Here is a 14,134-nt window from a genome sequence, read left to right as displayed (position 1 = left end):
ATGCCTAAGCTTCTGTACATAACGAATTCAATTGACGGTGCCGGAGGCCTGGAACGCGTACTTTCAATAAAAGCGAGTTATCTGGCGGAAAATAATGACTACGAAGTTCATATAGTTTCTCTTTTTGGCAATAACTCAAAAACCTTTTACACATTTAGCCCCAGGATAAAACTACATAAGTTAAATGTGAGCAATTTTAAGTTACTAACTTACATAAGCTATTTCATTCAAATAAGATCATTCGTAAGCAATTTGAGTCCTGACCTAATATCTGTTTGTGACGATGGAATTAAAGGATTTTTTGTTCCTAAACTTTTAAAATCCAAATTTCCAATTATTTATGAGAGACACGCCTCTATAAAACTCCACCAGAATGAAGAAAAGCCTAATTTCTTTAAAAAAGTATGGCTTAATTTCTTCTACAGGTTAATGCGAAGGCTTGGTAAAGATTTTGACTATTTTATTGTCCTGACAAAGGGAAATTTAAGAGAATGGCCAGGTTTGAACAATTTGAGGGTTATACCCAATCCACTCCCTTTTAATTCTGCAATACTGTCTAATCATAACAATAAAACGGTTATTTGCGTTGCTAATCACGGTTATCAGAAGGGTATAGATCGACTTTTAAAAATTTGGAAGATTGTAAGTACACAACATGACGAGTGGAAACTTCATATTTATGGAAAAAAGGATCAGGGTGAGAAGTTTGTAGAAATGGCTAAAGCCCTTAAGATAGCTACTTCGGTTTGTTTTTATGACCCTGTAAGAGATATTGCTGCTAAATATCAGGAGTCCTCAATCTATGCTCTTACTTCCAGATCGGAAGGGTTTGGCATGGTTTTGATTGAAGCTATGAATCACGGTGTCCCCTGCATTGCTTTTGATTGCCCCTCGGGGCCCAGAGATATTATTTTGAGTAATCATGATGGGTACCTAGTCCCGGATGGAGATATAAAATTGTTCGCAGAAAGTTTGCTTTATTTGATGTCCAATAAGGAAATTAGAGAGATTATTGGCGAAAAAGCGCACCAATCCAGTAAAAAGTATCTTCCTGAAAACATTTGCGAAATGTGGGACACGCTATTCAGGAGTTTAGTTTAAAAGAATGTGAACGGGGAGTATAAACCCGGCTTATTTTAACACTTGCTTTGCTTTTGAATTTCAAGAGATCCATTAAAAAATCACATCTAATCAGTCTTGATGAAAATTGTCTATTTGATCGACCAAATATATTTACACGGAGGTATAGAACGTGTATTAAGTCTAAAAGCTAATTATTTTGCAAGCCGCCCGGATTTTGAAGTTGTAATAATTACCACTGAGCAGAAAGGTCATAATCCCTGCTATAATTTTGACTCCCGGATTAGATTCTTCGACTTGGGTATAGATTACAATAGGAAGACTTCATTTTTTCATCCTAAAAATTTGCTGAAAATCCCAAAGCATTTTAATCTCTTAAAAAAGATTATAGCAAATGTAAAACCAGATGTACTGGTGGTATGCAATCACGGTGTAGACACCTTTTTCGTTCCATTGGGTTTTAAAAAAATTGCAACAATCAAAGAATATCACTTTTCCCAACACACTGAGAAAGAAAAACGCCTAACTCAAAGGGGAATAGCAAGGAAATTATTTCACAAGCTTTCGGATTATATAGCTAATTCTTACGATCGTCTTGTGGTTTTAAATGACGATGAGGCTCGTTATTTCCGTTCTCCAAATGTTCAGGTAATTCCAAATCCAACCTCGTTTTATCCAAAATACCACGATGCTCCTAGAAAAGCTGTCGCTATAGCCGCAGGGAGAATTGCTCCTGTAAAGGGGTTTGACGATTTAATTAAGATTTGGTCTATAGTAAAAAAGGAAATTCCTGATTTACATTTACATATATACGGTGAGGGAAGCACAAATGAATTACATAATCTTGAAAGGATAATTGAAGAAAATGATTTAAGTACATCTGTTTTTCTAAAAGGAAAAACAGATAGGATTCAGGAAAAATTTAAAGCAAGTAGTATTTATTGCATGTCATCCCACAACGAATGTTTTCCTTTAGTGCTTTTAGAAGCCCAATCATGTGGACTTCCTGTTATCGCGTTTGATTGTCCTCACGGTCCCAAAAACATATTGAATGAAAATACGGGAATTCTAATTTCCGAAAGGGATAAGAATGCATACGCCAAAGCAGTAATTGAGCTTTACAGAAACAAACAAAAATTGAAGAAAATGCGTTTTGACTCACATCAAAACGTATATAAATACAAAATAGACGAGATAATGCCGATCTGGGCGAATTTGTTCCTAGAATTGCAAAAGAAAGCAGAAAAATAAACTTAAGTAATTCTAACTTTAGATTATCAGGGGGAGTCAATTTTTCTTACTATTCACCTTTAATTCGTGCTATTAATAGAGATATTATAATGATTATAGAACCATACGGTAAAGAGTTACCGGAACCCACCGAAAAGAGGAATTAAAATATGTTTGATCTAGTTGACGCTGAAAATTATTATCCAGTTTATATAAATTTTTGCCTACTCTTAATAGGGCTATCTTATTTACATGCTGTGGCACTTCCAGTGAACAGTACAAAGAACTTGTACTTCGTCAATTTTTCAGGGCTTATCTTATTTCTTTTTATCACTTTGTTTATTGGATTCCGACCAATAAATCCAATTTATTTTGGAGATACTGGGAACTATTATACTGCATATATGGCTTACGCCCAAGGTGCTCCTATACGGGATAACTATGATTTAGTCTGGCATCTATTTATGAAAGTCTGTTCTAAGCTCATTTCGGTACATGTCTTTTTTACACTTTGCAGCTTTCTCTATGTATACCCGCTTTACAAGATTTCCAAGACTTATTTCAGTCAGTATTGGTTCTATGTTTTTGTAATGTTTATTGTTTCTTTTTCTTTTTGGCCCTATGGGGTTAATGGAGTACGGAATGGGGTAGCTTGTTCTATTTTCTTATGGGGATTATGTTACAGAAATAATTTAGTAGTCATGTCCTTACTTTTTATTTTGGCTATTTCATTTCATAAAACCTTAATGTTGCCCGTGTTCGCATTTATCTTAACCTACTTTTACAACAATCCCAGATCTTATTTTTATGGTTGGCTATTGGCGATACCATTATCGTTAGCGCTGGGTTCTGTTTGGATTTCGCTTTTTGCAAGTTTGGGTTTTGGTGATCAAAGAACTGCAGCCTACTTAACGACACAAACCTTAGATGGAACTTCTTCTCAAATAGGTTTTAGGTGGGATTTTCTTTTCCACTCTGCTTTTGCTGTATTCGCCGGCTGGTACTTTGTAATAAAAAGGAAGTTTAATGATAACTTTTACAATCAACTCCTGAATACCTACCTCATATGTAATGCATTCTGGATTTTAGTAATCAGAGCAAACTATTCAAACCGTTTTGCATATTTATCCTGGTTTATGATGGCAATTGTGATCATTTATCCAATATTAAAGGGTAACTTTTTTAAAAGACAGGGACTGGTCTTAAGTAATATCTTGGCGGCTTATTTTGCCTTCACCTATCTGATGTTTTACCTATACTATAATTAATTTCTAAAATGAAGCCCCTTATTACTGTATTTACTCCAACATATAACAGGGCATTTTGTCTAGGTAATCTTTACCAAAGTTTAGTAAGACAATCAAACAAATCATTTATTTGGTTAATAATAGATGATGGATCTACTGACGAAACTGCTGAACTGGTTGAAAGCTGGATATCCACAGGTGAGATTTCAATTCAGTACCATTATCAGAAAAATCAAGGTATGCACGGGGCCCATAATGCGGCATATCAATTAATAAATACAGAATTAAATGTTTGCATAGACTCCGATGACTATATGCCAGATCATGCTATAAATAAAATTTTAAACATATGGGGAAATACGGAAAATAAAACTAAGCTTGCTGGCATTATAGGGTTAGATGCCTTTAAAGATGGGACTCCTACAGGGCACATCCCGGAAAAATTCAAATATGCTACACTATCTGAACTTGAAGTGGTAAACGGAATTAAAGGAGACAAAAAGGTGGTACTTAGAACTGCTGTTGTTAAAGAATATCCCCCATATCCCATCTATAAGGAAGAAAAACTTGTACCTCTTGGCAGTTTATATTTACAAATAGATCAGGATTATAAATATGTCTGTACGAATGAGGTTTTTTGTATTATAGAGTACCTACCAGATGGGTCATCCAAAAACATCCTAAAACAGTATAAGATTAGTCCGCGGGGCTTCCTTTATAGCAGAATATTGGAGTTGAAATACTCCCAAAGTTTCACCTATTCATACACGAGGGCCATGCACCTGGTTTCTTCTTGTTTATTTATAAAAAAATGGTTCCTTTTTAAAGAAAACCCTAATAAGCTAATTACTGTTATGGCAATTCCTGCTGGAATTCTCTTGCATCTTTTTATTCTAATTAAAATCAAAAAATGAGAGTTTTACAGGTTATCAATAGTCTGAACATGGGTGGTGCAGAGAAATTATTGGTTGAGTCCATACCTGTGATGAAAGAAAAAAAGTTAAAGGTTGAAGTTCTTTTGCTAAGAGGGGGTAATCAGCCATTATTACAGGAATTAAAAGAACGTATGGGAGATGGTTTTCATGTATTATCCCAAAAGTCAGTTTATAATCCCTTTAATATTTTTAAAATAATACCGCTAATTAAAAGGTATGATATTGTTCATGTACACCTCTTCCCTGCATTATACTGGGTTGCATTGGCAAATTTCTTAAGTGCTAGCCGTGTTAAACTGGTTTATACCGAACATAGTACTTATAACAAAAGAAGAGGTAATTTAATTTTCAAATTCATTGATCGTATCATTTACAGGCAATATTCCCAAATTATCACAATTGCCCCGGAAGTAGATGCAAATCTTAAAGGACATTTAAAATTCCACGATGATTCGTTTGAGCTAATTGAAAATGGAATAAACACTAGGGCCATAATAAAAGCACCCGTTCCTTCAAGAAAAAGTATCTATCCCAAATTAAACGCTGAAAATTTCATATTAATTCAGGTATCATCTTTCCGATATCCAAAAGATCAAGATACTGTCATAAAATCTTTGAACTTATTGCCTGCGAATGTTGTTCTGATATTAATTGGAGAAGGCCCGAGAATTGAAGAGTGTAAGAAATTGGTAAAAACCCTTAATTTAAATGATCGAGTGTTTTTTTTAGGAATTAAATCTAACGTAATAGAATATTTAAAGGCATCAGATGTTGCAATACTATCGTCCCATTATGAAGGGCTTTCTCTTTCTTGCCTGGAGGGAATGGCCTCAGGAAGGCCTCTGATAGCAACAGATGCGCCCGGATTATCTTCTATAGTAAAAGACGCCGGTGTATTATTTCCCATAAATGAATATCATGAACTTGCAAAACGCATTAATGAGTTGCTTAGAGACAAAAAACACTATGAGAACATTGTAGAATCGTGTTTAAATCGTGCCCGGGCATATGATATTCAAATCACTATAGATAAACAAATTCGACTCTATAAATCTCTATTAAAACCATGAAATATTTAATCAGACTGGATGACGCCTGCGAAACAATGAATTGGGAAAAGTGGTTGAAGATGGAGTCATTATTAGATAAGTATAATATTAAACCGCTCATCTCCGTAATACCAAATAATGAAGATCCATCAATGCAGATTGATAGTTTCAATGCCGGCTTTTGGAATTGGGTTTTGCAATTAAAAGAAAAGGGGTGGGAAATAGGATTACACGGTTATAATCATGTGTATTCCACCAATTGCGGTGGAATAAACCCTTTACATAACAGATCCGAATTCGCTGGACATCCAATTAATATACAAAAAGATAAAATCCGTAAAGGGTTTAGAATATTTATGGAAAATGGGTTGGAACCAAGAATATTTGTAGCTCCCAGCCATACTTTTGATTATAATACATTGAATGCACTAAAGGAAGAAAGTTCAATAAGAATAATATCAGATACTATTGCTTTTAGACCTTACAGAAAAGGAGATTTTTCATTTATCCCAGTCCAATTTGGCCATGTCCGAAATATTAATTTTCCTATAGGAATAATTACTTTTTGTTATCATCCAAATACAATGACTAAAGAACACTTTGAGGAGTTGGACAATTTCATTGAAATAAATCAAAATAAATTCCTGGCTTTTCCGGATACGATTGGAAAATTTGATAAAAAAAAGAGCATCATGGATATTCTGTATTCGAAGACATATTTTCTTTATAGAAAATATTTCAGATAATCAGCATGAAATCTAAATTTAAAGAAAAAAAGAGTTATTAAGGTAGAAGCAAGCCCTTTTAATTTAATTCATTATGTACTCTAAGCAACGTATTTAAAACCAATTTATCCGAGGAAACCCAATTATTGTAATAATAGAAATTATTATTCATAATTTCATCGATTCTTTTTGGATTAACCAGTAATGATTCAATTCTACTTAAACACTCTTCCATTGTGTTGAATTCCAAATAATTCTTTTGGCGAGCAAAATCTCCTGGTAAGTTATAATCAAGGGGTTCACTAATTATTGCCCTGGAAGCCGCCACATATTCAGCAAACTTCCATCCAATGGAATTAAACAGTCCCTTGGTGGAAATACAAATGTTGTGTTCCTTTATAGACTGCATAAACACGTTTTTTTTTGATAATTCCGCCGAGATCATCAATTGTTGTGCAGTTTTTTTGGAATAAGGACATTCCTGAAGTCCCCCTGTAAAGAATTTACCGAACTCTTTTCTGCAAGCTTGAATAAGTTCTATTCGACGATTATTGATCACCTCCCTCTCCATCCGATCTTGATTAGATTCAACTTCATTTGGATTCCATAATCTACACAAAAAAAGTACTCTATCAGAACTGTTCTTAATCGGCAAAAATTCAAAGTCTTCTAGCTTAACAAAATTTTTAAATAAATTCGGAACTAGGTCTCGAGCTAACTCCTTGATGCTTTTTTTAAGGGATGCCAATTGAGGTTGTGGATAGTTTCCATCTGGAATAAAATAATAATTTAAGCCCAAGGGATGCAATTGGCATCCCTTGGGTAGATATTGGTTTAAAAGATTAGAATGGCTTCTCTTAAAATAAAATGTGTCCTCAAAAGAATTCTTGAAATAACTGAGATTTTCATTTAGTGGTCCATCCAACCAGTTTAGCCCATCGAGTGTGTCATAGATAACCAGGTGTTTTTCATCTAAGACTACTTTTAGTATTGGTTTTGTACCCCTACTCTTGTCATAGGATTTTTTTATCTTCAGATCTATTAACCCTGCTTTTTTTAGCTTAAAGAAACCGTCGTATATCTGATTCAGATGAGGAGAATCAAAATAACTTATTTCGCATTTAAAGAGTTTGTCCGAAATAATCATTTATTTTAAAAAATCGAAATAAAACATAATCTCTTTTTTACATGAATTTGTATAGAAACATAAAAATTACGAGATATTAATTTATTGTATTATTATTCCCTTCTACATCGTAACTGCTCTCACCTTCAAATGTCCTGTTTCCTGAAAACAAACTATTATTACCCCGGTAATAGATTAATTCACCAATAACTGTAGAGCCCAGGTTATCCTTAACTTCAATACCATCGAAACCAGCAACATGTACTCCATTGTGATGCGTTAGGGTCATTGTCTCATTCCTAGATATGTCGATATTTTTATTTCCCTGGGCATCATTTGCAGAAATTAATATACCATAACCTTCTTTTGAGGTTACCTCAGATACAATTATATTATCCGTAATTATCAAATTATCTGTTAAACCATTGCCGATTTCTATGCCCGTATATTGAACATCGAAAATATTTTCCTGTAAGTTAAAACTATTAATAGCATCAAGTCTTAACCCAAAATTCTCGAAGGAATTTCCAATTATACTACCCCCAAAACTAAATTGGAATATTCCAAATCCACCAGAACGAATAGTATTATTTCTTACAGTAAAGTTGTAACTTTTTTCGTTTTCACGATCATTGACAGACACAAAATAAAATCCTTTGTCAGCAACATCTATTGTATTGTTTTCGATAACCACATTATTCACAAAATCAATAGCATTAATTCCGTCACCTTCTATATCAATATCAGAAATTACATTATTATAAATATTTGAATCTGACAGACCGTCCAGGATTATTCCTGTTGGGCAATTGATAATTTCATTATCAAACACTTGGATGTCCTGATTGGCCAGAAATAAACCTGCCGACTCCCCGTTTTCTATTCTATTTCTAGCAATGATAATATTACGTATACGATTTTGGGAAGGGATATCCGTTTTGTCTCCAATTGCAATTCCGTTAAGCGATGGGTTGTCAATAATCTGAACATTTGGAGCTGCTCTAACATATATCGGCTTTTCAAATGTGTTGCCTGAAACCATTACATTCTCTCCTCCTGAAACAACCAGAGCTCCCCTCTGACTTCCAATTTCCCTGTTATTTCTGATTGTTACTCCTGAAACGAATTGTAATGGCTCTGGGCCTCCTTGCCCAACCGGTTCAATATCAATAGCAAATGAAGGGGCAATTCCCGCGGAAAACTGAGTAGTAACCCCTGAGTTTATAAAGGTGTTATCCTCCAAAAGAATGTTAGTCCCATCCACTATAGATACTCCTAACCTCCTGTTAGAATCTATAGTACAACCCCGTATCATAACGTTCGTACTCGGATCGTATTCTGGATCATATGCGTGTAAATAACTTTGAATGGCAACTCCGTCTTCCGGAGCGCTTCCAAGATAAACATTACTGATATCAATATTTTTCCCGGTGACTATTCGGATAAGGTAACCCAAGATATTTGGATCATAACCTGGTAGATTTCGCTGTCCATGGATATGCCCTCCACTAACGGTAGAGTTCTCAACATTAATTATTTGAATAAATGCGCCATATCTAGAATTTACCTGTGATCTTAAATGTGTGTTATTAGTCATTATTAATGAGTAGTTCGAAGGCAACTCAAATACATAATCCATGAAACCGCTTCCATAAAAATAGGCATCTAACTCATCAATCCTGAATTTATTGGCTCCCATTCCGGATACCAATTGAAAAATCTCTCGTAGAACCACCCTGTTTCTATCCGCTACATCTTGTTGGACTTCTCCTTCAACTATATCCCATCTTTCTTTAAAAAAGAAGAATTCAGGATCTAGGAGAGTTACATCCCCGGAGACTTCCAGCGTTTTATTAAGTAACTTTCCATCTATCTTTCCTCCTTGAAAACTAATACTTCCATTTACTATTTCTCCACCATCATAAACAAGCTCCACATTCGGGGGTAAGTTTAAGGCCTGGCCGTTGAGATCCAGACTGCAATCGATACTTAGTGTTTGATTAGATTCCAGTGTGCTCAAATCAAAATCACAAGGTGTAGCAGAAACTTGCAGGGATCCAAACTCAAACTCAGATGAATCATAGTTGCTATCGGTATTAGGATCAAAAGGGTCCATTTGATCATCTTCTTCGTCCATTGAAGGACTGTCTTCAACAGAATCAGAACTTTCAAGAATTTCTGGTAGCAGGTCTTCATCAGAACAAGAAGTAATAGCCATAATGACTATTCCTAAAATAAGACTAAGCAGCAATCCTGAGACTAATTTTTTCATAATATTTATTTGTAAGTAGGTAAAATTTAAGGTTCCCGAATGTACTATATAAGGCATTAATCCCGATGTTTAGTACATTAATTTCGATGAAATACACAAAGAGGTACGTTTATTCGACATACTGCAGATGTTTCTTTAATTTTTTTTAACAAAAAAATCGATGAACTGCATTCCTCAAAAAATTTTCTATGCTTTTCAGACTGAAGATAATCTAGCATACATGCGCTAAATACCGCTACTAATCGATAAAATAGGGTGATTATGGAGTAGTTCGGATTACATCGATTATTCGACTTAATTTCCCGATTTTAAAGTATAAAGGTATTTACAATGCATCCACTGCAAAGGAATCTAATTGAATCTCTTAAGATAAACAAAGATAGACCTGCTTTTTTCATTAATGAAACCTATTACTCGTATGGTGATCTATTAAATAAGATAGAAGAGATCCGTTATGCTCTAGAAAGCATTGACGAATTAAAATCTCGTCGAGTAGGTATTCTATATGAAGATAATTTAGAGTCCTATGCAACTATATTCGCCTGTTGGCTGGAAGGAATTGCTTATGTTCCAATATCTCCAGCTTCTCCAGAAAACAGAAATATAAGTGCATTAGAACAGGCAGAAGTAGATCTCTTGTTTACATCTAAAACAATAGAAAAATATAATAGCTTTTTAAAGATAAATACAAATGGAATTTTAAAACCGAAAAATTACAAGAGTGCAATAAAAGCAACTTGTGATTCTGATCTGACTTATATTTTTTTTACCTCTGGGACCACCGGAACACCTAAGGGAGTTCCCATTACATTTGGAAATCTACATAGCTTTTGTAATGCCTTTGACCAACTTGATTGTCCGATTAAAAAGGAAGACAGGTGTCTTCAAATGTTTGAACTGACATTCGACCTTTCAGTAATGTCCTACTTAATACCTATCCTAAAAGGAGCTTGTGTATTTACTATTCCAAAGGACTCTATTAAATTTACCTACATTGTTGAATTAATGGAAGATCATAAAGTTACTTTTGCCTTAATGGTTCCATCGATAATTCTTTACCTTAGACCCTATTTTCAAGAAATAAATTGTCCTCATTTAAAATACAATTTATTTTGTGGTGAGGCCTTACCTAATGATGTTGTGCAGGAATGGTCAAATTGTATCCCTAATGCAAAAATATTAAATGTTTACGGGCCAACAGAAAACACCATTTTCTGTACGTCGTATACATTTGATCCAAGAGGAAATAATGAAGTTTACAATGGAATCTTATCTGCCGGTAAGGATATGTCAAATACCGAGAGCATTATTTTGGATGTTGATGGTAATGTAATTGAGGGCAACCAAAAAGGAGAACTTTGTCTCGCAGGAAATCAGCTAACCCCAGGATATTGGAAAAACGAAGAAAAGAACCATGCGAGTTTTTTCATGCTCAGTATTAATGGAGTTCCCAAAAGATATTATAGGACCGGGGATCTTTGCTTTAAGGATAATAATGGTAATCTAATGTATTCAGGTCGTGTAGATTTTCAAGCCAAGATTGAGGGGTTCAGGGTCGAACTTTCCGAAGTCGAGCTCTATGCCAAACAAGGGTTGGATAAGCAAAACGTTGTCGCTATTGCTTTTAGCAATTCTGTGGGAAATACTGAGTTAGGACTTGTTATCGAAGGTCTTCCTGTGCCTACCAGGTCCATGATTGGTCATATGAAGCGAAATCTACCGAATTACATGATACCGAAATCAATTAAATTTATTGATTCTTTTCCACTGAATACCAATGGTAAAATTGACCGAAATAAATTATCACAATTATTTGAGTCTAAATCTGACAAACCAATAACTCATTAGTTTATGGAAAAGACTACAATTAAATTGAAAATATCAGAAATTCTTTTTGAAGTTTTAGAACATAACAACTTCGAGATTCGAGACGAACTTACTGCACGCGATGTTGATGGATGGGATTCCCTTTCACACATGATTATCATTACTCAAATTGAAGAAAATTTCGGAATTAAATTCAAATTAAGAGACCTTAATAAATTGAAAAATATGGGATCGCTGGTACAAGTTATAGAATCCAAACTTTAAACTTATTTTTCTTGGTTTTTAATTCCGTCTTATTTCTTTTCTTCTTCTTACTAATTTTTACTCTATACTGGATTATTGGAGGAAAGAACAGGGTTTACCAAAATTGGTTGCTTCTGACTTCAAGCCTATTTTTTTATGGCTACGCAGAATTGCAATTTATGTTGCTAATAATAATATCTATACTCATTAATTTTATTTCTGGCTTGAAGATCCGGAACTCATCAAATGAAATAATTTCCAAATATTGGCTTTATTTCGGGCAACTTTTCAATATTGGATTGCTTTTATATTTCAAATATGTAAACTTTTTTATAGAGAATATCAATAATTTATTAGTAGAAATAGGATTTGACCAAAGTTTACAAAGTCTAAGTCTAATAGTTCCGTTAGGAATAAGCTTTTTTACCTTTCAGAATATTGGATACCTAATTGACGTTTATAACGAGGAATGCGAACCTTCAAAGAATTGGTTAGAATTTTCAATATACGTGATATACTTTCCTAAGATCCTTTCAGGACCAATTGAACGTAGCTATCATTTTTTACCCCAACTAAGTCAAAATAGGAATTTTGATCCCATTCTATTTGCTGATGGCCTGCGACAAATTCTATGGGGTCTTTTTGCGAAAGTCGTAATTGCTGAAAATTGTGCTTTCCTTGCTAATCCTATATTTAATAATCCAGCAGGCAGCAATAGTATAGAGCTATTTTCAGGTGCTTTTTTCTATGCCATTCAATTGTATGCAGACTTTGCAGGATACTCAAATATGGCAATTGGAATTTCTAAATTATTAGGCATACAGCTATCCAAGAATTTTTCAACACCCTATTTCAAAACAAATATTGCGGATTTTTGGAGATCATGGCATATGACCCTTACCAATTGGATGATGGATTATATATTCACTCCATTATCATTTACATTGAGAAAAAGAAAGAAATATGGATTAATTATTTCCATCATTACCACCTTCATTTTGGTTGGATTTTGGCATGGCGCGAACTGGACATTTATCGTGTATGGATTTCTACATGGAGTTTATTTTTTACCCTTGGTACTGTCTAAAGACAAGTTATCAAGTGTAAAATCGAAAACTAATACCAAGACAGGAATTCTTTATTACCTCAAGATGTTCGCTCTTTTTATCCTTGTGATGTTAACTGCTGTGATCTTTAATTCACGTAGTCTTGATCATGCTCTTATTTTTTATGGGGAACTATTTAAGTCAGTATCCCTAGATAACTTGATGTATTTATTCCAGCCCAATACGCTGCTTACTATAGGATTAATTGGATTTTTTTTGATGATCGAGTGGGTTAATAAAAAACACCTTCATGATTTTGAGATAAGTCGATGGAGCACACTAATTAGATGGTGCTTTTACATCCTAATATTTTGTACAATCCTTTTATTTGGAAGAAGTTCAAATTCCTTTATATATTTTCAATTTTAAAATGAGGCGGTTTATACAAAAATTATTATTATTCGGATTCCTGGCTTTAACTATAATATCTTGTATATTAATGCTTTGGGGTGGACGTGTTGATTATTTTTACAATAAGTTTACTAGTCAGAAATCTGCCTCATTAATAATAGGAGACTCCAGAAGTTTCCAAGGAATTCAGCCTGCAATTCTTAATGAATTTCTTTCAGATAGTTATTTGGAGTTGCCCATACTTAATTACAGTTTTACAATAGGCCAGGCACCTATGGGCCCTCTTTACAATCAAAGTATTAGTAAAAAGATTCTGACTAATAGAAGAAATGGACTATTTATAATTTCAGTAACGCCCTTAATGTTCACAAAAAATAAGGGTTATGATCACAAGAAGGGTCAATTCCCGGAAGCCAATCAACCTCCGCATAATATGCATTTTGTTGAATTAAATCCAAATTTTGAGTATTTGTTAAAGAATCTCTCATTTTTTCATTTTAAGGCAATTTTTAGAGGTAATGCAATAACTCATAAAGATGGGTGGTTGGAAGAAAAAAACATTTCACGGGACAGTTTGAGTTATAGAAATATGGAAAATCATCAGTTGAAAATATTCTTTCAAGATTCTGAAATACAAGGGTACTCTGATGTCAGGCTGACCGCTTTTAATGATTTATTAAAATTGTTAAGCTCAATTGGAAAGGTGTTTGTAATAAGAACACCTATAAGTAATAACTTCATTACAAAAGAGAATGAATATTTCCCAAATTTCAATCAAAAAGTAGATTCCATGGCTCAAAAATTTGATGTTCCGTTTATTGATTTCAATGAGCACCCTCTAAAACATAAATTTGAGACATATGATGGTCATCATTTAAATAAAAGAGGAGGTAGATACTTCACGGAAGTTTTATCTGACTCAATCTTATCTCGTCTATGAATT

12 protein-coding genes are annotated in these 14,134 nt (G+C 34.0%); 10 read left to right on the top strand and 2 right to left on the bottom strand.

The features are described 5' to 3' along the window. The 6 genes from ACT6NU_RS12215 to ACT6NU_RS12190 all read left to right on the top strand — a co-directional run bounded on the left by ACT6NU_RS12215 (position 1) and on the right by ACT6NU_RS12190 (position 6,287). Complete coding sequence (locus ACT6NU_RS12215; protein ID WP_445381951.1) at positions 1-1,101, top strand: glycosyltransferase family 4 protein; 1,101 nt, start codon at positions 1-3, stop codon at positions 1,099-1,101. Positions 1,102-1,200: 99 nt separating this feature from the next. Beyond that, complete coding sequence (locus tag ACT6NU_RS12210; protein ID WP_445381950.1) at positions 1,201-2,331, top strand: glycosyltransferase family 4 protein; 1,131 nt, start codon at positions 1,201-1,203, stop codon at positions 2,329-2,331. Positions 2,332-2,480: 149 nt separating this feature from the next. Next, the gene (locus tag ACT6NU_RS12205; protein WP_445381949.1) at positions 2,481-3,578 is read left to right on the top strand and encodes an EpsG family protein; all 1,098 of its coding nucleotides are present in this window, start codon (positions 2,481-2,483) and stop codon (positions 3,576-3,578) included. 8 nt (positions 3,579-3,586) lie between these two features. Further along, complete coding sequence (locus ACT6NU_RS12200) at positions 3,587-4,471, top strand: glycosyltransferase family 2 protein (RefSeq protein WP_445381948.1); 885 nt, start codon at positions 3,587-3,589, stop codon at positions 4,469-4,471. Next, on the top strand, positions 4,468-5,562 hold the full coding sequence (locus ACT6NU_RS12195; RefSeq protein WP_445381947.1) for a glycosyltransferase: 1,095 nt from the start codon (positions 4,468-4,470) through the stop codon (positions 5,560-5,562). Before ACT6NU_RS12200 ends, ACT6NU_RS12195 begins: the two co-directional genes overlap by 4 nt. Beyond that, positions 5,559-6,287: a DUF2194 domain-containing protein gene (locus ACT6NU_RS12190; RefSeq protein WP_445381946.1), complete on the top strand. Its 729-nt coding sequence runs from the start codon at positions 5,559-5,561 to the stop codon at positions 6,285-6,287. Before ACT6NU_RS12195 ends, ACT6NU_RS12190 begins: the two co-directional genes overlap by 4 nt. A gap of 58 nt (positions 6,288-6,345) precedes the next feature. On the opposite strand, the gene ACT6NU_RS12185 is transcribed toward ACT6NU_RS12190, so the two are convergent. Next, a complete protein-coding gene (locus ACT6NU_RS12185) occupies positions 6,346-7,413 on the bottom strand; it encodes a hypothetical protein (protein WP_445381945.1) in 1,068 nt (355 codons plus the stop codon). 76 nt (positions 7,414-7,489) lie between these two features. Further along, positions 7,490-9,664, bottom strand: a complete 2,175-nt coding sequence (locus ACT6NU_RS12180) for a right-handed parallel beta-helix repeat-containing protein (protein ID WP_445381944.1) — start codon at positions 9,662-9,664, stop codon at positions 7,490-7,492. Between the two features lie 330 nt (positions 9,665-9,994). Here ACT6NU_RS12180 and ACT6NU_RS12175 point away from each other — a divergent pair, with 330 nt between their 5' ends. From ACT6NU_RS12175 to ACT6NU_RS12160, 4 genes are all read left to right on the top strand, one after another. Continuing rightward, positions 9,995-11,512, top strand: a complete 1,518-nt coding sequence (locus tag ACT6NU_RS12175; RefSeq protein WP_445381943.1) for an AMP-binding protein — start codon at positions 9,995-9,997, stop codon at positions 11,510-11,512. Between the two features lie 3 nt (positions 11,513-11,515). Further along, the gene (locus ACT6NU_RS12170; RefSeq protein WP_445381942.1) at positions 11,516-11,755 is read left to right on the top strand and encodes an acyl carrier protein; all 240 of its coding nucleotides are present in this window, start codon (positions 11,516-11,518) and stop codon (positions 11,753-11,755) included. 203 nt (positions 11,756-11,958) lie between these two features. Beyond that, the gene (locus ACT6NU_RS12165; protein ID WP_445381941.1) at positions 11,959-13,209 is read left to right on the top strand and encodes an MBOAT family O-acyltransferase; all 1,251 of its coding nucleotides are present in this window, start codon (positions 11,959-11,961) and stop codon (positions 13,207-13,209) included. Beyond that, positions 13,169-14,131, top strand: a complete 963-nt coding sequence (locus ACT6NU_RS12160; protein ID WP_445381940.1) for a hypothetical protein — start codon at positions 13,169-13,171, stop codon at positions 14,129-14,131. The genes ACT6NU_RS12165 and ACT6NU_RS12160 overlap by 41 nt, the downstream gene beginning before the upstream one ends. The last annotated feature ends 3 nt before the right edge of the window (positions 14,132-14,134 follow it).

The organism is Robiginitalea rubriflava, assembly GCF_052540725.1.
This window is presented reverse-complemented; position numbering and strand designations above follow the sequence as displayed.

Excerpts from the sequence above, each read along its gene's own strand:
- ACT6NU_RS12200 (WP_445381948.1), top strand. The coding sequence starts at position 3,587 with ATGAAGCCCCTTATTACTGTATTTACTCCAACATATAACAGGGCATTT.
- ACT6NU_RS12205 (WP_445381949.1), top strand. The coding sequence starts at position 2,481 with ATGTTTGATCTAGTTGACGCTGAAAATTATTATCCAGTTTATATAAAT.
- ACT6NU_RS12190 (WP_445381946.1), top strand. The coding sequence starts at position 5,559 with ATGAAATATTTAATCAGACTGGATGACGCCTGCGAAACAATGAATTGG.
- ACT6NU_RS12170 (WP_445381942.1), top strand. The coding sequence starts at position 11,516 with ATGGAAAAGACTACAATTAAATTGAAAATATCAGAAATTCTTTTTGAA.
- ACT6NU_RS12180 (WP_445381944.1), bottom strand. The coding sequence starts at position 9,664 with ATGAAAAAATTAGTCTCAGGATTGCTGCTTAGTCTTATTTTAGGAATA.
- ACT6NU_RS12210 (WP_445381950.1), top strand. The coding sequence starts at position 1,201 with ATGAAAATTGTCTATTTGATCGACCAAATATATTTACACGGAGGTATA.
- ACT6NU_RS12215 (WP_445381951.1), top strand. The coding sequence starts at position 1 with ATGCCTAAGCTTCTGTACATAACGAATTCAATTGACGGTGCCGGAGGC.
- ACT6NU_RS12195 (WP_445381947.1), top strand. The coding sequence starts at position 4,468 with ATGAGAGTTTTACAGGTTATCAATAGTCTGAACATGGGTGGTGCAGAG.
- ACT6NU_RS12175 (WP_445381943.1), top strand. The coding sequence starts at position 9,995 with ATGCATCCACTGCAAAGGAATCTAATTGAATCTCTTAAGATAAACAAA.
- ACT6NU_RS12185 (WP_445381945.1), bottom strand. The coding sequence starts at position 7,413 with ATGATTATTTCGGACAAACTCTTTAAATGCGAAATAAGTTATTTTGAT.